Below are 19,589 nucleotides of genomic sequence, written 5' to 3'. Positions count from 1 at the left end.
GCCGGTTAACAGTTAGGCGTGCCGGTGTTGAACAGGAGGCTGATTGCTTCCTCAGCTGGGGGTCAGCGGGCGGCCCTGTTGACCGCCGAAACCACCGCCCGCAGCGATGCGGTGGTGATCGAAGTCGCGATGCCGACACCCCAGACGGTGGTTCCACCGATCGACGCCTCGACGTAGGCCGCGGCTTGGGCCTCTTCACCCGCCGACAGCGCGTGTTCAGAGTAGTCGAGCACCGACACGTCGAACCCGATGGCGCCCAACGCATCAACGAACGCGGCCAGCGGACCGTTGCCGGCGCCGATGATTTCACGCTCGACGCCGTCGACCATCACCACCGCCTCGATGGTGTCGGTGCCACCGTCCACCTCCGCCGCCGTCACCTTCTGGCGGATGCGTTCGAGCGGACGGATCGGCGCCAGGTACTCCTCGGCGAAGACGTCCCACATCTCCTTCGGAGACACCTCGCCGCCCTCGCCGTCGGTGATCTTCTGGATCGCCTGGCTGAACTCGATCTGCAGCCGCCGCGGAAGTGCCAGACCGTGATCGGCCTTCATGATGTAGGCGACGCCGCCCTTGCCGGACTGCGAGTTCACCCGGATGACGGCTTCGTAGGTGCGACCGACATCCTTCGGGTCGATCGGCAGATACGGCACCTGCCAGAGGATGTCGTCGACGTCCTTGTCCGCGGCGTCGGCGTCGACCTTCATCTGGTCCAGGCCCTTGTTGATGGCGTCCTGGTGGCTGCCCGAGAACGCGGTGTAGACCAGATCGCCGCCGTACGGGTGGCGTTCGTGCACCGGCAGCTGGTTGCAGTACTCGACGGTGCGACGGATCTCGTCGATGTTCGAGAAATCGATCTGCGGGTCGACGCCGCGCGAGAACATGTTCAGCCCCAGTGTCACCAGGCATACGTTCCCGGTGCGTTCTCCGTTGCCGAACAGGCACCCCTCGATCCGGTCAGCGCCGGCCTGATAGCCCAATTCCGCTGCGGCGACGGCGGTTCCGCGATCGTTGTGGGGATGCAGGCTCAAGATGATGCTGTCTCGGGGGGTCAGGTGCCGGTGCATCCACTCGATCGAGTCGGCGTACACGTTCGGAGTCGCCATCTCTACCGTCGCTGGCAGGTTGACGATCAGCGGCGCATCGGGCGTCGGTGCGATGATCTCGGCGACGGCGTTGGACACGTCGACCGCGTACTCCAGTTCGGTGCCCGTGTAGGACTCCGGCGAGTACTCGAACCGCCACTGGGTGCCCGGATACTTCTTGGCCTCCTCGACGCACATCCGCGCGCCGTCGGTGGCGATCGCCTTGACCGCCTCGCGCTCGGCGCGGAACACCACGCGCCGCTGCAGGATCGACGTCGAGTTGTAGAAGTGCACGATCGCGCGGGGCGCGCCGTCGCAGGCCTGGAATGTCCGCTCGATCAGTTCCGGGCGGCACTGCGTCAGCACCTGGATGGTGACGTCGTCCGGGATGACCCCTTCGGTGATGATCTCGCGGACGAAGTCGAAGTCGGTCTGGCTGGCCGATGGGAAGCCGACCTCGATCTCCTTGTAGCCCATGCGCACCAGCAGGTCGAACATGCGGCGTTTGCGCTGCGGGCTCATCGGGTCGATCAGCGCCTGGTTGCCGTCGCGCAGGTCGACCGCACACCACATCGGCGCGGAGTCGATGACCTTGTCCGGCCAGGTGCGGTCGGCCAGCGTGACCGCCTCGACCTCTTCGGCGAAGCTGCGATACCGGTTGACCGGCATCGCCGAACCGCGCTGGGTGTTCCACGGCGGCTGGCCGGGATTGGGCGGGCCGGATGGCTTGGTGATCTGGCGGACCGACGAGAACGCGTCAGGGGAGTCCGGTGATGGTTTCGAGAACGTGGTCACGGTATTGCTCCGGGAGTTTGAAGGGGGACTCGACCGGCGCATCGCGAACACCCGCGACGGGAAGCCGGTCTGATCAGACCCCGTCGCGGCTGCCGAGAAGGAGCACCCGCTGCACGTCGCACACTGTACTCCGCACCCGCGAGCGCACCAAAATGCACATCCGCTAGACCTGCGGGACCTGTGTTACGAATCCGGCGCTGGCTAGAGTTGCGGCGGTGATGACTCTTGATCGGCGATGGTGGGTGGCGATCGCCGTCGTGGTGATCACGATCGTGGCCCTGGTCTACAGCCAACTGCAGCAACCGCCCGAAGAATGCCGTCCGGTGCTCGATTTCCTCGAATACAACAAGCAGCAGAACGATCTGATCAGTTCGAAGAGCGAGGGCGCCGAGGGTCCGCCGACGGCGGCCGAAGAGCTGGCCTACCGGGAATGGGCCAACGGGCTCTCCGAGCGCGCGCGCAAGATCGACACCCCTGAGCTGCGGTTCACCGCGGTGGAAGTCGCCGATCTCGCCGGGCTGTTCGTCCAGAAGATGCCCCAGGCGCGCGCGGAGACGGAGTCCCCGGCGCCCGGTGCGCCTGCGCCGCAGATCTACTACGAAATGTCGGCGCTCGACAACCAGTTACGGCGCAAGCTCGCCGAGCTGTCCGAAGCCTGCACCAACTGAGCATCTCTTACGATGCGGGGCATGTGCACTCGCGTCGTCTACCTCGGAACCGACAACCGCAACATCACCGGTCGCTCCATGGACTGGAAGTCGGAGATCCAGACGAATCTGTGGGCGCTGCCGCGCGGGGTCCACAGAACCGGTCAGGCCGGCACTGATTCCGCGGAGTGGACGTCGAAGTACGGCAGCGTGGTCGCGACGGGCTACGACATCAGCACGACCGACGGAGTGAACGAGGCCGGACTGGTGGTCAACCTGCTGTGGCTGGCCGAATCGGTGTACCCCGCGCAGACCGCCGCGGGTCCCGCGGTCTCGTTGGCATTGTGGGGCCAGTACGTGCTCGACAACTTCGCGACGGTGGCCGAGGCCGTGCAGGCGCTGAGCGCGACCCCGCTGCGGGTGGCGACCGCTGCGGTGCCCGGTGAGGAACGGATGGCGACGCTGCATCTGGCGATGTCGGATGCCGGCGGCGACAGCGCGATCGTCGAGTACATCGACGGTGAGCAGGTCATCCACCACGGCAGCCAGTACCGGGTGATGACGAATTCGCCGACCTTCGACAAGCAACTCGCGATCAGCGAGTACTGGAAGCAGATCGGCGGCACTGTGATGCTGCCGGGGACCAACCGCGCCGCGGACCGGTTCGTGCGGGCGTCGTTCTACATCGACGCGGTGCCCAAGACCGACGACCCGCTGCTGGCCGCCGCGACGGTGCTCAGCGTCGTGCGCAACGCGTCGGTGCCGTACGGAATCTCCACGCCCGATGAGCCGAACATCTCGACCACCCGCTGGCGCACGGTCGTCGACCACAAGGCGTTGCGGTACTTCTTCGAGTCCGCGCTCTCGCCGAACACGTTCTGGGTCCAGTTGGGCAACCTTGATTTCTCACCCGGCGCCCCGACGCTGCGGCTGCCGCTCGGCGAAGGCGAGACGACGATCTACGCCGGTGATGCCAGCGCGAACTTCGAGGAAGCCGACCCGTTCCCGTTCCTCGGAGTGGCCTGATCGCCGACGGTTCCTGGCCGGCCCACTACGGGCGGAAGAAATCCGGCGCGCACAGCCCTTATCCTTGTTGGGATCCTTCCCAGCACTTGAAAGGCTTGATCAGTGGCGCTCGTCGTGCAGAAGTACGGCGGATCCTCGGTTGCCGACGCCGAGCGGATCCGACGCGTGGCCGAGCGGATCGTCGAGACGAAAAAGCAGGGCAACGACGTCGTCGTGGTGGTCTCCGCAATGGGCGACACCACCGACGAACTGCTCGACCTGGCCAACCAGGTGTGCCCCGCGCCGCCGCCGCGCGAGATGGACATGCTGCTGACGGCCGGTGAGCGCATCTCCAACGCGCTGGTCGCGATGGCCATCCACTCGCTTGGCGCGCAGGCGCGCTCGTTCACCGGTTCGCAGGCCGGCGTGATCACCACCGGCATCCACGGCAACGCGAAGATCATCGACGTCACCCCCGGCCGGCTGCGTGACGCACTCGACGAGGGTGTCATCGTCCTGGTCGCCGGCTTCCAGGGCGTCAGTCAGGACAGCAAGGACGTCACCACACTGGGTCGCGGTGGCTCGGACACCACCGCCGTGGCGTTGGCCGCGGCGCTGAAGGCCGACGTCTGCGAGATCTACACCGACGTCGACGGCATCTTCACCGCGGACCCGCGAATCGTGCCCAACGCCCACCATCTCGACCAGGTCAGCTTCGAGGAGATGCTGGAGATGGCCGCCTGCGGCGCGAAGGTGCTGATGTTGCGCTGTGTGGAGTACGCCCGGCGCTACAACGTGCCGATACGCGTGCGCTCGTCATACTCGGACAACCCCGGCACCCTGGTGATCGGATCAATGGAGGACATTCCCGTGGAAGACGCCATTCTGACCGGAGTCGCACACGACCGCAGTGAGGCCAAGGTCACCGTGGTCGGTATCCCGGACGTGCCGGGCTATGCCGCCAAGGTGTTCCGTGCCGTCGCCGACGCCGACATCAACATCGACATGGTGTTGCAGAACATCTCCAAGGTCGAGGACGGCAAGACCGACATCACGTTCACCTGCCCGCGAGACAACGGGCCGGCCGCGGTGCAGAAGCTGTCCTCGCTGCAGGGCGAGATCGGTTTCACCGGAGTGCTGTACGACGACCACATCGGCAAGGTGTCGCTGGTGGGCGCCGGTATGAAGAGCCACCCCGGAGTGACCGCCAAGTTCTGTGAGACGTTGGCCTCGGTCGGGGTCAACATCGACTTGATCTCCACTTCGGAGATCCGGATCTCGGTCCTGGTCAAGGACACCGACCTGGACAAGGCGGTCGCCGCGCTGCATGAGGCGTTCGGCCTCGGCGGCGACAAGGACGCCATCGTCTACGCAGGGACGGGTCGTTAAATGGCAGGCGTCGGTTTGCAAATAGGCATTGTGGGCGCGACCGGTCAGGTCGGCCAGGTCATGCGGACGCTGCTGGAGGAACGCGCGTTTCCGGCCGCCAGTGTGCGGTTCTTCGCCTCAGCGCGGTCACAGGGCAAGAAGCTCTCCTTCCGGGGGCAGGAGATCGAGGTCGAGGACGCCGCGACCGCCGATCCCGCGGGCCTGGACATCGCATTGTTCTCCGCAGGGGCGACGATGTCGCGTGTGCAGGCGCCGCGGTTCGCCGAAGCCGGTGCGATCGTGGTCGACAACTCCTCGGCATGGCGCAAGGACCTCGACGTCCCACTGGTGGTCAGCGAGGTGAACTTCGCGCGCGATGTGCGGGGCGTCACCCTCAAGAAGGGCATCATCGCGAACCCGAACTGCACCACGATGGCCGCGATGCCCGTACTCAAGCCGCTGCACGACGAGGCGGGTCTGGTGCGGATGATCGCCTCGACGTATCAGGCGGTGTCGGGCAGCGGCGTGGCCGGTGTGGAGGAGTTGTTTGATCAAGCCAGCGCCGTGGTGAACAGCAGCCGGGACCTGGTCGCCGACGGGTCCGCGGTCGATTTCCCCGCGCCGTCGAAGTATGTTGCACCGATCGCGTTCAACGTCGTTCCGCTGGCCGGGTCGTACGTCGACGATGACTCCGGTGAAACCGACGAGGACCAGAAGCTGCGCAACGAGACCCGCAAGATCCTGGACATCCCGGACCTGGCGGTCAGCGGTACCTGCGTGCGGGTCCCGGTGTACACGGGCCATTCGCTGTCGCTGAACCTCGAATTCTCGCAACCGCTTTCGGTGCAGCGGGCGACCGAGTTGTTGGGTGCGGCACCTGGCGTGACGCTCGTCGACGTCCCGACGCCGCTGGCCGCGGCGGGGGCGGACGACTCGCTGGTCGGCCGCATCCGCCAGGATCCCGGCGTGCCCGACGGGCGTGGGCTGGCACTGTTCGTGTCCGGGGACAACCTCCGCAAGGGCGCGGCACTCAACACGATTCAGATCGCCGAACTGCTGGCCGCCGAACTCTGACTCCGCGGCGAGATTGCAACCACGCAGACAAAGTGCGAGTAACCGTCTGCATGAGTGCAATCTCGGTGGTGCTGGGCGTCCTGTCCGCAGCGCCGGCCGCCGCGCAGCCCGCCCCGGTGCCCGATCCGGTGCTGCCTCCGCTGGCGCCCGGCCAGGTGATCAGGATCGGTCCGACGGCCGGAACCGGCACCCCGACACGCGATTACGGTATCGGTGCGACGGACCTGTGCGAGTTCATGGAGTTTCCCAGCGGCATCCTGCAGGTGTGCGGCGACAGTTTCGCCGGGCAGGGCGTCGGCTACGGAGGGTGGTTCTCGCCGATCGCGTTGCACGTCGAGACGGAGTCGATCGACGACCCGGGCGGTGTGCGCTACGACGGCGTGACCGGAACCGACCGCCCGCTGCTGGCCGATCCGACCCCTGCGGGCATGTCCCAACTGCCTGCGGGCGTCGTCCAGATCAACCGGCAGAACTATCTGATGGTCACCACTGTGCGGGAGCTGGACCCGGAGACGTCACGGCTGGTGAAAGCCGACCCGGCACAGGGGAATTGGCCGACGCTGCCGGACTCCGAGCGCCCCGCGTCCTACGCCGAGGGCAGGCAGTCGCAGATCAGCGGCTACTACGACCCGATTCCGCGCACCGACTCCGAAACCGGGTGGGTGTACATCGTGGCCAACAACTTCGACCGCAGTGCGCCGCTGGTGCTGTACCGGGCCACGCCACAGGAGTTCGAGGACCGGTCGAGTTGGCAAGGCTGGTCGGCTGATTCCGGTTGGGGTAACCCGCCGACACCGCTGTGGCCAGACGCGGTCGGCGAGATGAGCATCCGCCAGATCGACGGCAAAACCGTGCTGTCGTACTTCAACGCCACCACCGGAAACATGGAGATGCGGGTGGCCAACGACCCCACCGGGCTGGGCGCCGCGCCGGTGACGACCGTCGTCGTGGCGTCCGAATGGCCGGATCCCGCTGACCATCTCGGCCCTCCGGAGAGCAACCGGCTGGCCCAGCCATACGGTGGCTATATCTCACCGGGTTCGACGCTCGACGAGGTGCGGGTGTTCGTCAGTCAGTGGAACACCGGACCGCGCGGCGGGGCGCCGTACCGGGTGATCCAGTTCGCGGTCAACCCGTTCAAGGCCTAGGTAACGGGATTTCGTGGCAAGCGCCGCTACTGCCTTCCATCACGGTACGACACGTAGGCATGCGGATGTGCCGGCCTGCGGGTCCTAGGTGGCTCAGGCGACTGTGCTGACGTGCTCGGCCGACTCGCCGATGGTGGCGCCGGCGTCGCCGACGATCGTCCGCATCAACGCCTGATGCTCGCGGTCGCCGCGGGCGATCGCTCTGGCGATACCGCCGGGCAGGGCGACCGCAGCCGCGCTGCGCGTCAGGTTCACGGGTAGCCGCAGCACCGGGTACCACGGCACATGGGGGCGTAGGCCCAGTGCGCGCATCGTGCGGGGGCCCAGGAAGCCACTGGTGACCGAAAGATGCTGCGCGCGTGCGACACGACGCCTGATCGCGGGCATGGTGTCGTAATGCCAGATCATCGGGTCGTCGGCCATCGGAACCGCAAGCTGCCTCGACGACTCGTCGGGCTCGGCGAGCGCGCCCAGGGTGTGATAGAGCACCCGGATGCTGTCGCGGAACCCGCGCGGCAGCCACTCGTCCTCCACACCCATCAACCATCCGACATAGCGGGTCAGGTGGGCGACGGCATCGTAGTCTTTGGGCCGCAGCACGATTCCCATCCCCACGACACCGACGGCAGGTGCGACGAGCGCACCGATCAGCGTCGCCGCCATATCGGTCTGGTTGATCGGGACACCCCAGTCGTCGGCGCGCCAGTCGGGCATCGCGGACACATGCCTGCGCACCAGTCCGTGAATCAGCCGAACCCGGAGAGTGGACCGGTAGCCGACGCCCAGCTGTTCGAGACCACCGTCGGAGATGACGTCCATCGCCCACTGCATCGTCTCGGCGAAGCGCTTGTTCGAACCCTTCTCCAGGGCGCCGGTGCGCAACAGTGTCTTGTTGAAACCCGAGAACTGGTAGCCGCCGAGAAGCGATACGTCACGCGCGACGTACATGCCGTCGGCACCGCCGCGACGCAGCGCTTCTGCACCGCGGCGCAGTCTTACCGGGTCCACCCAGTCGGGCAGACTCTCCACGGCTGTGAAGAACTCGCGCAACGGTTCCGGGGCGTCGGGGACCGCATCGATGCCGTAGGTGAGCACCCGATCGAACAACGGCCGCGCCTGCTTCACGCCGACGCCTGACATCCACTCGACGAGGCGGTCCATCGGTTCGTCTCCGACGGTCAGTCGCTCGCCGAGCCTGCGCCACTGCGCTGGTGTGGGTTCACCGATGGCCAGCGCCTTGGCAATAACGCGGATGCCGGCAGGCACGGCGCCAGGCCGCTCCGGGTGTCGCGTCGGGATCGGACGCTGCATGGTCTCGGGTCCCTTCCAGCCAAGCTGACAACGCGTGTAGTCGAAACTATTCGGCGGGGTGACCGGTGTCAATCGTCGCATTCACAGCCCGCTCATAGGTGCCACATGACGGGCTCATCGAAACAGCTCGCATGATGGCAGCCATGACCGAAACACCATCCGAACCCGCCACCAGTCCAGTGGTCGCGACACCCCACCATGACCACGTCGCCCCGCGACGCTCCAAGCTCGGCGCCGCCGCCGCCTGGGTTGGCATCGCCGCCGGCGTCGTGTTCATCGTCGCGGTGATCTTCTTCTCCGGTTTCATCCTCGGTTCGCACTCGGGAGGCCATCACCGCGGCGGCGGCCATCACGGCGGCCACGACCGCGACGTCGCGATCTTCCATCGCGGACCGCCGCCGGGCGCCCCGATGGGTCCGGGCGGGTCGTTCGGCCGCCCGCCGTTCGGCGGACCAGGAAACTCGCAGGGGCCACGCTTCGCACCACCCGAACCGCCGCAGTCACCTGAGGCTCCGACCACCACGGCGCCGTCGCGCCCGTAGCGACGGCCGCTCGACGGATACCGCGTCTGGTGCGCACTCAGATCACCGTTCCGGCCGGTAAGCGGCGTCTTACCGATCTGAGTGCACACCAGTGCCGAGTATTTGACGGCGAGCGGGACTGCTTGGCCCACAACGCTATCGGGCATGCGCCCCAACGGTGTTAGAGCCGTGCCGGGGACGGCAACTGAGACGGGTGTCTTGCCGAATACGAGCAGACTGGCATGATCGAGCCCATGAGTATTGAGGTCAAGTACACCGCAGAGTCCACCGCGTCCGGAGGCGGCCGTGACGGCCACGTCCGGTCCTCCGACGGCAAGATCGATCTCGACACCCGCCCGCCCAAGGAGCTCGGCGGCAGCGGCGAGGGCGTCAACCCTGAACTGCTGTTCTCGTCGGGTTACGCGGCATGCTTCCTCGGCGCGCTGCGGCTGCAGGCCCGCAACAACAAGATCGACATCGACGAAGCCACCTCGATCACCGCGCAGATCGGCTTCGGACCGGACTCGGAGGGTGGCTTCGGGCTCACGGCTCACCTGATCGGTTACCTGCCGGGTCTCGAGCAGAGCGTCGCCGACGACCTGATGGCGAAGGCAAACGACTTCTGCCCGTACTCGAAGGCCACTCGCGGCAACATCGAAGTCAAGTTGACCGCGAAGGTCTGACCGGTGCGGGCGGTCGCCGCGGCGGGCATCGGCGTGGCCATCGGGCTGTCGGTCATGGCGCCCGCCGGCCCCGCCGCAGCGCGCCCCTCGGATCCGGGCGTGGTCAACTACGCCGTGCTCCCGAAGGGCTCGGTGGGCAATATCGTCGGCGCCACAATGCGATTCGAGTCGTTGTTCACCGAGCCGGTACAGACCTTCTCGGTCGACCTTCCCGCGTGCAACAACTGGGCGGACATCGGCCTGCCCGACGTCTACGCCGACCCGGATCTGGCGTCGTTCAACGGTGCGGTGACCCAGGAGTCGCCGACGGATGCCACGCATCTGGTCAAACAGGCGGTCGGTGTGTTCGCGACGACCGACGCCGCCGACCGCGCCTTCCGTCGCGTGGTCGACCGCAGCGTCGGTTGCAACGGGCAGACCACCGCGATGCACCTGGACAACTTCACGACCCAGGTGTGGACCTTCACCGGCGGGCCGACCACGGCGACGGACGCCGACTGGATCAAACAGGAGGCGGGCACGGACCGGCGCTGTTTCACCACCACTCGCAAGCGCGAGAACGTCCTGCTGCAGGCGAAGGTCTGCCAGTCCGGCAACGGTGGGCCGGCGGTCAATGCGCTGGCCGGGGCGATGCAGAACACCCTCGGCCAGTAACCCCGGGACCGGTAAAGGTCCTCGTAACGAAGGCGTCATCCGAAAAACGCTGGATTTGTCGGTCCCATCTGGAAGATGGTTGGAGAGGCGAGCGGTCCACTCCCGGAAGGGGATGGTTGGAATGACTTTCACCATCACGTCCGACGTGGAAGACGCGCACCCGCAGCAGAGCACCTGTACCGAGTTGACCAGCGCCGATGCCGCTGTTCGCCAGGTCGGCGGCGGTTGTCTGCGTGACGGCCCGGTGGGCCGGGTGGGACTCGAGATCGAGGCGCACTGCTTCGATCTGATCGATCCCACGCGCAGACCTCGCTGGGATGAGCTCACCGCCACGATCGCCGGCCTGCCAGCACTGCCGGGCGGCAGCAGGGTCACCGTCGAACCCGGCGGCGCAGTGGAATTGTCTGGTCCGCCGCTCGCGGGCCCGCTCGCCGCGATCGACGCGATGGTCGCCGACCGCGCCGTGCTATGCGCTGCGTTCGCAGGCGCTGGGTTCGGGTTGGTGTCGCTGGGCGCCGATCCGCTGCGGCCACCACAGCGCGTCAACCCGGGCGCGCGCTACCGGGCGATGGAAGCGTTCTTCGCCGCCAGCGGCACCCCCGCTGCGGGTGCGGCGATGATGACCTCGACGGCTTCGGTGCAGGTCAACCTTGATGCGGGCCCACGTGACGGCTGGGCGGACCGGGTGCGGCTCGCGCATGCGCTCGGGCCCACGATGATCGCGATCACCGCGAACTCACCGCTGCTGAGCGGAGAAAACCCTGGCTGGCAGTCGACGCGGCAGCGCGTGTGGAGCCAACTGGATTCGGCCCGCTGCGGCCCGGTCCTCGGCGAGAACGGCGAAGACCCGGCCAGCGACTGGGCCAGGTACGCGCTGAAAGCTCCGGTGATGCTCGTCAACCACGCCGACGCCGACGCCGAACCGGTCCGAGACTGGGTGCCGTTCGCCGACTGGGCCGACGGGCGGGTCGCGCTCGGCGGCCGCCGTCCCACCGCCGCCGACCTCGACTATCACCTGACCACGTTGTTCCCCCCGGTCCGCCCGCGGCAGTGGCTGGAGATCCGCTATCTCGACGGCGTGCCGGACACGGTCTGGCCTGCGGTCGCGTTCACGCTGGTCACCCTGCTCGACGACCCGACGGCCGCCGAGCTCGCCGCCGAAGCCACCGAACCCGTCGCCACCGCCTGGGACCAGGCGGCCCACATCGGCCTGGCCGAGCCCCGGTTGCAGGCGGCCGCGCAGCGGTGCGTGTGGGCGGCCGCGGAACGCGCGCCTGCCGAGCTCGCGGAATCGATGCACCGGTTGGTGCGTTCGGTCGAACAGGGACGCTGTCCGGCCGACGACTTCCGCGACCGCGCCGCACGACACGGGATCGCGCCCGCGGTCACGCAAATGGCACGAGGGGAACTGTGACACCTCGCGAAACCATCGCGCGCGAACTCACCAGGGCACGTCAGCGCACGCTGCGGCTCGTCGACTTCGACGACGCGGAGCTGGGCCGTCAGTACGACCCGCTGATGAGCCCGTTGGTGTGGGACCTCGCGCACATCGGGCAGCAGGAGGAGCTGTGGCTGCTGCGCGACGGAAACCCGGACCGGCCCGGCATGCTGCGCCCCGACGTCGAACGTCTCTACGACGCGTTCGTCAACTCCCGCGCCAGCCGGGTGAACCTGCCGCTGCTCCCGCCGTCGGACGCCAGGGCGTATTGCGCGACGGTGCGCGACAAGGTGCTCGACACGCTTGACGCCCTTCCCGACGACGAGCCCGGTTTCGCCTTCGGCCTGGTGATCAGCCACGAGAACCAGCACGACGAAACCATGCTGCAGGCGCTGAACCTGCGAAGCGGGCCACCGTTGCTCGACACCGGAGCTGCGCTTCCCGAAGGTCGCCAGGACGTCGCGGGCACATCGGTGTCGGTGCCCGGAGGCGAGTTCGTCCTCGGCGTCGACGCGACCACCGAACCGTACTCACTGGACAACGAACGTCCGGCACACATCGTCGACGTACCCGCCTTTCGCATCGGACGCGTCCCGGTCACCAACGGCGAATGGCGCGGGTTCATCGACGACGGCGGATACGAAGAGCCCCGGTGGTGGTCAGAGCGCGGTTGGAAGCACCGGACCGAAGCCGGTCTGACGGCGCCGCAGTTCTGGAATCCGGACGGAACCCGCACCCGGTTCGGCCACGTCGAGGAGATCCCCGAAGCCGAGCCGGTCCAGCACGTCACGTTCTTCGAAGCCGAGGCCTACGCAGCGTGGGCGGGCGCCCGGCTGCCCACCGAGGTGGAATGGGAGAAGGCCTGTGCGTGGGACCCGGCGGTCGGCGTACGTCGCCGTTATCCCTGGGGCACAACCGAACCCACCGCCGCCCTGGCCAACCTCGGCGGCGACGCGCTGCGCCCCGCGCCCGTCGGCGCCTACCCGGCCGGTGCCTCCGCCTACGGTGCCGAACAGATGTTGGGGGACGTGTGGGAGTGGACGACGTCACCGCTGCGCCCGTGGCCGGGATTCACGCCGATGATCTACGAACGCTATTCGCAGCCCTTCTTCGACGGTGACTACAGAGTGCTGCGCGGGGGATCCTGGGCGGTCGCATCCAGCATCCTGCGGCCCAGTTTCCGCAATTGGGACCACCCGATTCGCCGCCAGATCTTCTCCGGCGTCCGGCTGGCCTGGGACGCCGGCGATGAGCCGCTTGCGCGAAGAGAGAATGCCTGATGTGCAGGCATCTCGGGTGGCTCGGTGAACCGGCCTCGGTGGCGTCATTGATCCTCGATCCCGCCAACGGCCTTCTGGTGCAATCGTATTCACCCCGCAGGCAGAAGCACGGGTTGATGAACGCCGACGGGTGGGGTGTGGGCTTCTTCGACGGCGAGACACCGCGGCGCTGGCGCAGTGCCACGCCGATGTGGGGGGATGCCTCGCTCGCCTCGGTCGCGCCCGCGCTGCGCAGCGGTTGTATCGTCGCCGCGGTGCGGTCTGCGAGCATCGGCATGCCGATCGAGGCGACGGCGGTTGCGCCGTTCACCGACGGGCACTGGTTGCTCTCCCACAACGGGCTGGTCGACCGCGGGGTGCTCCCGCTGTCGGCCGGCGCCGAGTCGACCAACGACAGCGCCCTGCTCGCCGCGCTCATCTTCGACCGGGGGCTGGACTCGCTGGGCGAGACCATCGTCGACGTCGCCGCGGCAGACCCGAACGCACGGCTGAACATTCTGGCGGGCAACGGATCACGACTGGTCGCCACGACATGGGGCGACACGCTGTCCGTCTTGCGACGCCACGACGGCGTCGTCCTGGCCAGCGAACCCTACGACGACGACCCCGCCTGGGAGGAGATCCCGGACCGCCACCTCGTCGAGGTCACGTCGTCACGCGTGCAACTGGTCGCACTGAAAGGAGCATGATGGCGCGGGGAGCGGAACACGCGGACACGCTGTCGTTGGCGAACCACCTGTCGGCCGACTCGGCAGCGAACGCGCTACGCCGGGACGTGCTCGACGGCCTCACGTCGAACCCGAAGTCGTTGCCGCCCAAATGGTTCTACGATTCGGTCGGCAGTGACCTGTTCGATCAGATCACGAAGCTGCCCGAGTATTACCCGACGCGCGCGGAGGCCGAGATCCTCAGGCGCCGATCGGCCGACATCGCCGCGGCCTCCGGCGCGGACACACTGGTCGAACTGGGCAGCGGCACGTCGGAGAAGACCCGCATGCTGCTCGACGCGCTACGCGACCGCGGTTCGTTGCGCCGGTTCATCCCGTTCGACGTCGACGCCAGCGTGCTCGCCGTCGCGGGCGCGGCTCTTGCGGCCGAGTATCCCGAGCTCGAAATCGAGGCCGTCTGCGGGGATTTCGAGAAGCACCTGGACAAGATCCCCCGCGTCGGGCGCCGCCTGGTCGCCTTCCTCGGCTCGACGATCGGCAACCTCACCGCAGGACCGCGCGCCGAATTCCTCGCCGCCCTGTCCGACGCCCTGCAACCCGGTGACAGCCTGCTGCTGGGCACCGATCTGGTGAAGGACACCGACCGCCTGGTACGCGCATACGACGACAGCGCGGGCGTGACCGCGCGCTTCAACCGCAACGTGCTCGCCGTCGTCAACCGTGAGTTGGACGCCGAATTCGACCTCGAGAAGTTCGAACACGTCGCGGTGTGGAACGACGGTGACGAGCGTATCGAAATGTGGCTGCGCGCCACCGAACCTCAGCGCGTGCACGTGCGCGATCTCGAGCTGACAGTCGAGTTCGCGGCCGGTGAGGCGATGCTGACCGAGGTGTCCTGCAAGTTCCGGCGCGAGGGCGTCGAAGCCGAACTCGCCGCAGCCGGGCTTCGGATAACCCACTGGTGGACCGACGCCGCCGGCGACTTCGGCCTGTCGCTGTCGACGAAATGAGCCTTGCGGATCGGTGGCGCGCGGCCCGGCCGGCGGTGGCCGGAGTGCACCTGGACAGCGCCGCCTGTTCGCGTCAGAGCGTCGCGGCGATCGACGCGGCCGTGCAGCACGCCCGCCACGAAGCCGAAGTGGGCGGTTACGTCGCGGCCGAGGCCGCCGCGCCGGTGCTCGACGCCGGGCGCGCCGCGCTCGCCGCGCTGACCGGGTTGGCGAGCAGCGACTTCGTGTTCACCACCGGCGCGAACAACGCGTTGGACCTGCTGCTCGGCGCGTGGTCCGGAGAGCGGACCCTGGCGTGTCTGCCCGGCGAGTACGGGCCGAACCTGGCGATCATGGCCGCCAACGGTTTCGCCGTCCGCGCGCTGCCCGCCGACGGCGGCGGGCGACTCGACGTCCAGGCAGCCGCGCGCCAACTCGCCGCCGACCCGCCCGCGCTGGTGCACCTGACTGCGCTGGCCAGCCACCGCGGGCTGGCGCAGCCGCTGTCGGCGCTGGCCGCCACGTGCCGGGAACTCGGAGTGCCGCTGGTCGTCGATGCCGCCCAGGCGCTGGGGCATCTGGACTGCGCGGTCACGCCTGCGGCGATCTACGGTTCGTCGCGCAAGTGGATCGCCGGGCCGCGCGGTGTCGGATTCCTTGGCGTCCATCGCGAGCTCGCGGAGCGGCTGCGCCCACGCCTACCGCCGCCGGAGTGGAACCTGCCCCTGTCCCTCCTGCAGCGGTTGGAGCACGGCGAGGCGAATGTCTCTGCCCGCGTGGGTTTCTCGGTGGCACTCGGAGAGCATTTGGCCGACGGACCGGCCGCGGTGCGGGCCCGGCTGGCAGAGGTGGGCCGCATGAGCCGCGACGCCCTGGCCGGTCTCGACCGATGGCGGGTCGTCGAGCCGCGCGATGAACCGACCGCGATCACCACGCTGGTCCCCGCCGACGGCGCCGATCCGCAGAAGGTCCGCGACTGGCTGATCGCCGAACACCGCATCGTCACCACGTTCGCCGATGTGCAGCGTGCTCCGTTCGAGATGACCGCGCCGGTGCTGCGGGTGTCACCGCACGTCGACGTCACCGCCGACGAACTCGCCGGGTTCGCCGCGGCACTGGCCGCGTCCGGCTGAGGCGTCAACCGGGCCGGCGCACCAGCAGCGTCGCCCGGTAATCCGAGAGGGGCGGGACGTCCTCGGGGGTGCGGGGATACGGGTCGGGCACCGCGGATCCTCCGGTACCTCGGTGAACCGCAGTCGCAGCGGCTCGCCGGCGATCTCGGCTTGCTGTCCGCCGGCGAGCACGAAGGGGCGATCCAGCCCGGCGTCGACGGTGTCCGCGCGCGCGTGCTGACCGCCGTGGCACCCGGCCGCCAGCGCCACCAGCACCAGTAACGGCAACAAGAAACCGCGTACGGCCACTCTCACTCGTCGAATCGCTCGTTCCAGGTGTGGACGGGTTCGTTGCTGTGCATCCGCTCGCAGTAGCGGCGGAGCATCTCCGCGAGCGCGACGGGGCGCGCCATACCGCGCTCCTGCAGCGCGCGCACCGTCGCGACCTGCCAGGTGGCGCCGTTGCGGCCGGTCTTGGCGCGTCCCTCGATGACCCCGAGGTACCGGTCGCGCACCTCGGACGCGACCTCCCAGCGGCGCAAGCCCTCGTCGGCCATGGGCAGCAGTTCGCGCAGTATCAACTCGTCGGCGGTCACCTCGCCGTAGCCCGGCCAGTACAGCCGGGCATCCATACCGTGCTGGGCCGCGGCGACGAAGTTGTGTTGTGCCGCAGCGAAACTCATCTTCGTCCACAGCGGGCGCTCCTCCTCGGACAGCGCACGCAACGTGCCGTAATAGAAAGCGGCGTTGGCCATCATGTCGACGACGGTCGGGCCCGCGGGCAGCACCCGGTTTTCCACGCGCAGATGCGGGCGCCCGTTCACGACGTCGTACACCGGCCGGTTCCACCGGTAGATGGTGCCGTTGTGCAGCCGCAACTCGGACAGCCGTGGAGTGCGGCCCTCGGCGAGCTCACGGACCGGGTCCTCATCGGACAGCTCGGGCAGCAGCGACGGGAAGTAGCGCACGTTCTCCTCAAACAGGTCGAAGATCGACGTGATCCAGCGTTCGCCGAACCACACCCGCGGCCGGACGCCTTGGGCCTTGAGCTCGTCGGGCCGGGTGTCGGTGGCCTGGGCGAACAGCTCGATGCGGGTCTCGGCCCACAGTTCGTGGCCGAAGAAGTACGGGGAGTTGGCGCCCAGCGCCACCTGCGGACTGGCCAGCACCTGAGCGGCGTTCCAGTTCTGCGCGAAGTCGGCGGGCGACACCTGAAGGTGCAGTTGCATGCTCGTACACGCCGACTCGGGTGCGATGGTGGCGGTCTGCAGGCTCAGCCGCTCCGGCCCGACGATGTCGATCAGGATGTCCTCGCCGCGGGCGGTGAAGATCGAGTCGTTGAGCGCCTGGTACCGCGTCGACTCGCTCATCCAGCGGCCCGCCAGGTGCTCGGGCAGCAACGTCGGCAAAATCCCGATCATCACGATGTGCGCGTCGTGCCGGTTGGCCTTCGTCTCGGCCGCATTGAGGCTCGCCCGGACATCGGTCTCCAGGTCGAGCGCGGAACGCCCGGGCAACCGCCGCGGCGGCACGTTGAATTCGATGTTGTAGGCGCCCAATTCGGTCTGATACGCCGGATCGGCGATCGCGCGCAGGACCTCGGCGTTGCTCATCGCGGGCTGATAGGCCGAGTCGACGAGGTTGCACTCGATCTCCATCCCGGTCAGCGGCCGCTCGAAGTCGAAGCTCGACTGGGCGAGCATGGTCTCGAAGACGTCGAGGCACTGCTGCACCTTGCGGCGGTACTCCCGGCGGTGTGCGCCGCTGTAGCCGGTGCCCTTCACTTCCTCGCCCACACCGCCATTGTTCGGCATAAACCCGGCCGTGGTGGGTAGGTGAGGCAGATGGACGTCACCGTCACCTTCATCGGCACCGCCACCACGCTGATCTCCGGCGGTGGCATCACCCTGTTGACCGACCCGAACTTCCTGCACCAGGGTCAGCACGCGTACCTCGGATACGGGCTGCTGTCCAAGCGGCTCAAAGGACCGGCGCTGGACATCGAACAGTTGCCGGCCCTCGACGCGGTGGTGCTGTCGCATATGCACGGCGACCACTGGGACCGGGTGACGCAGAGCCGCCTCGACCACGATCTTCCAATCCTGACCACCCCGCACGCCGCCAAACGGCTGACCCACCGCGGGTTCGGTCGGTCGCTGGCGCTCGACACCTGGCAGCACCACACGATCACCAAGGGGACGGTGAGCGCCACCGTCACCTCGCTGCCGGGTCGGCACGCGCCCACGCCGGTCGACCGCTTCCTGCCGCCGGTGATGGGCAGCATGATCGAGTTCTCCGACGGCGCTGCACGCCGCAGGCTCTACGTCTCCGGCGACACCCTGTTCGTCGACGAATTACGGGAGATACCAGTGCGATTCGAATCCATCGACGTCGGCGTGCTGCACCTGGGCGGTACTCGGCTGCCGTTCGGCAGACACCTGCCGTTCGGGCTGACCGTGACGATGGATGGACAACAGGGCGCCGACGTCGTCGAACTGCTGAACCTTCCCAAGATGATCCCGGTGCATTTCGACGACTACGGGGTGTTCGCATCTCCGCTGTCCGACTTCGTCGACGAGATGAAGCGCCGCGGCCTGTCCGACCGGATCATCGAATTGGAGCGTGGCTCCTCGGTCACCGTTTGATACTTACGCAGTGTCAGCACAATGGCCGGGCGAGCTGGACCAAGGCGGACTCGAACAGGTCTCGAGAGTCGACCGGGTCGCGTCGCTGGCGGGAATCCGGGCGGTCGCCGCACTGCTCGTGATGGCCACCCACGCCGCGTACGGCACCGGCGCCTACAACCGCGGATACGTCGGGCTGATGTTCGCGCGCATGGAGATCGGCGTCGCGATCTTCTTCGTGTTGTCGGGATTTCTACTGTTCAACGGTTGGGTGCGCGCGACGGCGACCGGCGCCGCGCCGCCACCGACGCGCCGGTACGCCCGAAACCGGGTGCGGCGCATCATGCCGGCCTATGTGGTGACGGTGTTGCTGGCGTTCGCGCTGTACGAGTTCCGGCCCATCGAGCCCAATCCCGGCCACACCTGGCACGGCCTGGTCCGAAACCTCACACTCACGCAGATCTACAGCCGCGAATACATCACGGCCTACATGCATCAGGGGTTGACCCAGATGTGGAGTCTCGCGGTCGAAGTGGCGTTCTACGCCACACTGCCGGTGCTGGCCTACCTTCTGCTGGTGGTGTTGTGCCGGCGACAGTGGCGCCCCGGTGTTCTGCTGGCCGCGCTGGCGGTGCTGGGTGCGCTGAGTCCGCTGTGGCTCTTGGTCATCCACACGACGGACTGGCTGCCCAACGGCGCGGGGCTGTGGCTTCCGCACTACCTCGTCTGGTTTGTGGGCGGTATGACCCTCAGCGTGCTGGCCCGCACGGGGTTTCGGTGTTATGCCGTGGTCGCGCTGCCGCTGGCGGTGGTGGCGTACCTGGTGGTGTCGACGCCGATCGCCGGTCGTATCGACGCTCCTGCGCTCGATCTCGGACAGGACATCGCCAAGGTGATGTTCTACGCGGCGATCGCGACGCTGGTTGTCGCGCCGCTAGCCCTCGGCGACACCGGCTGGTACGCAGGGTTACTCAGCAGCAGGCCGATGGTGTGGCTCGGTGAAATCTCCTACGAGATCTTCCTTCTGCACGTGATCGTGATGGAGATCGCGATGGTGTCGGTGCTGCAGTGGCGGGTGTACACCGGTTCGGTAGTGGTGCTGTTCGTCGTGACGCTGATACTGACGATTCCGGTTGCGTGGCTTCTACATCGGCTCACCCGCCCGCGAACCTGACCTGCAACGATCG

General features: G+C 67.8%; 19 protein-coding genes. 15 read left to right on the top strand and 4 right to left on the bottom strand.

Annotated elements, in window-relative coordinates; translation table 11 throughout:
- Positions 1 to 62: 62 nt before the first annotated feature.
- Entirely contained in the window at positions 63 to 1,922 is a 1,860-nt protein-coding gene (leuA, locus tag AAHH99_RS02375; protein ID WP_418767228.1) for a 2-isopropylmalate synthase, read from the bottom strand.
- A gap of 176 nt (positions 1,923 to 2,098) precedes the next feature.
- Here leuA and AAHH99_RS02370 point away from each other — a divergent pair, with 176 nt between their 5' ends.
- The 5 genes from AAHH99_RS02370 to AAHH99_RS02350 all read left to right on the top strand — a co-directional run bounded on the left by AAHH99_RS02370 (position 2,099) and on the right by AAHH99_RS02350 (position 7,122).
- The gene (locus AAHH99_RS02370; protein ID WP_418767576.1) at positions 2,099 to 2,548 is read left to right on the top strand and encodes a hypothetical protein; all 450 of its coding nucleotides are present in this window, start codon (positions 2,099 to 2,101) and stop codon (positions 2,546 to 2,548) included.
- A gap of 21 nt (positions 2,549 to 2,569) precedes the next feature.
- On the top strand, positions 2,570 to 3,553 hold the full coding sequence (locus AAHH99_RS02365; RefSeq protein ID WP_418767227.1) for a linear amide C-N hydrolase: 984 nt from the start codon (positions 2,570 to 2,572) through the stop codon (positions 3,551 to 3,553).
- A gap of 102 nt (positions 3,554 to 3,655) precedes the next feature.
- On the top strand, positions 3,656 to 4,921 hold the full coding sequence (locus tag AAHH99_RS02360; RefSeq protein ID WP_418767226.1) for an aspartate kinase: 1,266 nt from the start codon (positions 3,656 to 3,658) through the stop codon (positions 4,919 to 4,921).
- Positions 4,922 to 5,974, top strand: a complete 1,053-nt coding sequence (locus tag AAHH99_RS02355; protein WP_418767225.1) for an aspartate-semialdehyde dehydrogenase — start codon at positions 4,922 to 4,924, stop codon at positions 5,972 to 5,974.
- Positions 5,975 to 6,024: 50 nt separating this feature from the next.
- On the top strand, positions 6,025 to 7,122 hold the full coding sequence (locus tag AAHH99_RS02350; protein WP_418767224.1) for a DUF4185 domain-containing protein: 1,098 nt from the start codon (positions 6,025 to 6,027) through the stop codon (positions 7,120 to 7,122).
- Positions 7,123 to 7,215: 93 nt separating this feature from the next.
- Here AAHH99_RS02350 and AAHH99_RS02345 read toward each other — a convergent pair whose 3' ends face one another.
- Positions 7,216 to 8,433: an oxygenase MpaB family protein gene (locus AAHH99_RS02345; RefSeq protein ID WP_418767223.1), complete on the bottom strand. Its 1,218-nt coding sequence runs from the start codon at positions 8,431 to 8,433 to the stop codon at positions 7,216 to 7,218.
- Positions 8,434 to 8,576: 143 nt separating this feature from the next.
- On the opposite strand from AAHH99_RS02345, the gene AAHH99_RS02340 reads away from it, so the two are divergent.
- The 8 genes from AAHH99_RS02340 (at position 8,577) to egtE (ending at position 15,799) form a co-directional block, all read left to right on the top strand.
- Complete coding sequence (locus AAHH99_RS02340; protein WP_418767222.1) at positions 8,577 to 8,975, top strand: hypothetical protein; 399 nt, start codon at positions 8,577 to 8,579, stop codon at positions 8,973 to 8,975.
- Between the two features lie 233 nt (positions 8,976 to 9,208).
- Positions 9,209 to 9,637, top strand: coding sequence for an organic hydroperoxide resistance protein (locus AAHH99_RS02335; protein ID WP_418767221.1), 429 nt, complete (start codon positions 9,209 to 9,211; stop codon positions 9,635 to 9,637).
- 54 nt (positions 9,638 to 9,691) lie between these two features.
- Positions 9,692 to 10,291, top strand: coding sequence for a sensor domain-containing protein (locus tag AAHH99_RS02330; protein WP_418767575.1), 600 nt, complete (start codon positions 9,692 to 9,694; stop codon positions 10,289 to 10,291).
- A gap of 121 nt (positions 10,292 to 10,412) precedes the next feature.
- Positions 10,413 to 11,705, top strand: coding sequence for an ergothioneine biosynthesis glutamate--cysteine ligase EgtA (egtA, locus tag AAHH99_RS02325; RefSeq protein ID WP_418767220.1), 1,293 nt, complete (start codon positions 10,413 to 10,415; stop codon positions 11,703 to 11,705).
- Positions 11,702 to 13,009, top strand: a complete 1,308-nt coding sequence (egtB, locus tag AAHH99_RS02320; RefSeq protein WP_418767219.1) for an ergothioneine biosynthesis protein EgtB — start codon at positions 11,702 to 11,704, stop codon at positions 13,007 to 13,009. Before egtA ends, egtB begins: the two co-directional genes overlap by 4 nt.
- A complete protein-coding gene (egtC, locus tag AAHH99_RS02315) occupies positions 13,009 to 13,698 on the top strand; it encodes an ergothioneine biosynthesis protein EgtC (RefSeq protein WP_418767218.1) in 690 nt (229 codons plus the stop codon). Before egtB ends, egtC begins: the two co-directional genes overlap by 1 nt.
- Positions 13,698 to 14,687 carry an L-histidine N(alpha)-methyltransferase gene (egtD, locus tag AAHH99_RS02310; protein WP_418767217.1) on the top strand — a complete coding sequence of 330 codons (990 nt, stop codon included), beginning with the start codon at positions 13,698 to 13,700 and terminating at the stop codon, positions 14,685 to 14,687. Before egtC ends, egtD begins: the two co-directional genes overlap by 1 nt.
- On the top strand, positions 14,684 to 15,799 hold the full coding sequence (egtE, locus tag AAHH99_RS02305) for an ergothioneine biosynthesis PLP-dependent enzyme EgtE (protein WP_418767216.1): 1,116 nt from the start codon (positions 14,684 to 14,686) through the stop codon (positions 15,797 to 15,799). The genes egtD and egtE overlap by 4 nt, the downstream gene beginning before the upstream one ends.
- Here the strand turns inward: egtE and AAHH99_RS02300 are convergent.
- Complete coding sequence (locus tag AAHH99_RS02300; protein WP_418767215.1) at positions 15,731 to 16,087, bottom strand: hypothetical protein; 357 nt, start codon at positions 16,085 to 16,087, stop codon at positions 15,731 to 15,733. The genes egtE and AAHH99_RS02300 overlap by 69 nt on opposite strands.
- A 2-nt stretch (positions 16,088 to 16,089) precedes the next feature.
- On the bottom strand, positions 16,090 to 17,574 hold the full coding sequence (locus AAHH99_RS02295) for a glutamate--cysteine ligase (protein ID WP_418767214.1): 1,485 nt from the start codon (positions 17,572 to 17,574) through the stop codon (positions 16,090 to 16,092).
- A gap of 48 nt (positions 17,575 to 17,622) precedes the next feature.
- On the opposite strand from AAHH99_RS02295, the gene AAHH99_RS02290 reads away from it, so the two are divergent.
- Both AAHH99_RS02290 and AAHH99_RS02285 read left to right on the top strand, forming a co-directional pair.
- On the top strand, positions 17,623 to 18,423 hold the full coding sequence (locus tag AAHH99_RS02290) for an MBL fold metallo-hydrolase (protein ID WP_418767574.1): 801 nt from the start codon (positions 17,623 to 17,625) through the stop codon (positions 18,421 to 18,423).
- Positions 18,424 to 18,433: 10 nt separating this feature from the next.
- Positions 18,434 to 19,576 carry an acyltransferase family protein gene (locus AAHH99_RS02285; RefSeq protein WP_418767213.1) on the top strand — a complete coding sequence of 381 codons (1,143 nt, stop codon included), beginning with the start codon at positions 18,434 to 18,436 and terminating at the stop codon, positions 19,574 to 19,576.
- Positions 19,577 to 19,589: the final 13 nt, after the last annotated feature.

It is taken from the genome of Mycobacterium neumannii (genome assembly GCF_048452905.1).
GTDB classification, from domain to species: Bacteria; Actinomycetota; Actinomycetes; order Mycobacteriales; family Mycobacteriaceae; genus Mycobacterium; species Mycobacterium neumannii_B.
Note: the sequence above shows the minus strand (reverse complement) of the source record. Positions and strands in the feature narration are given on the sequence as shown.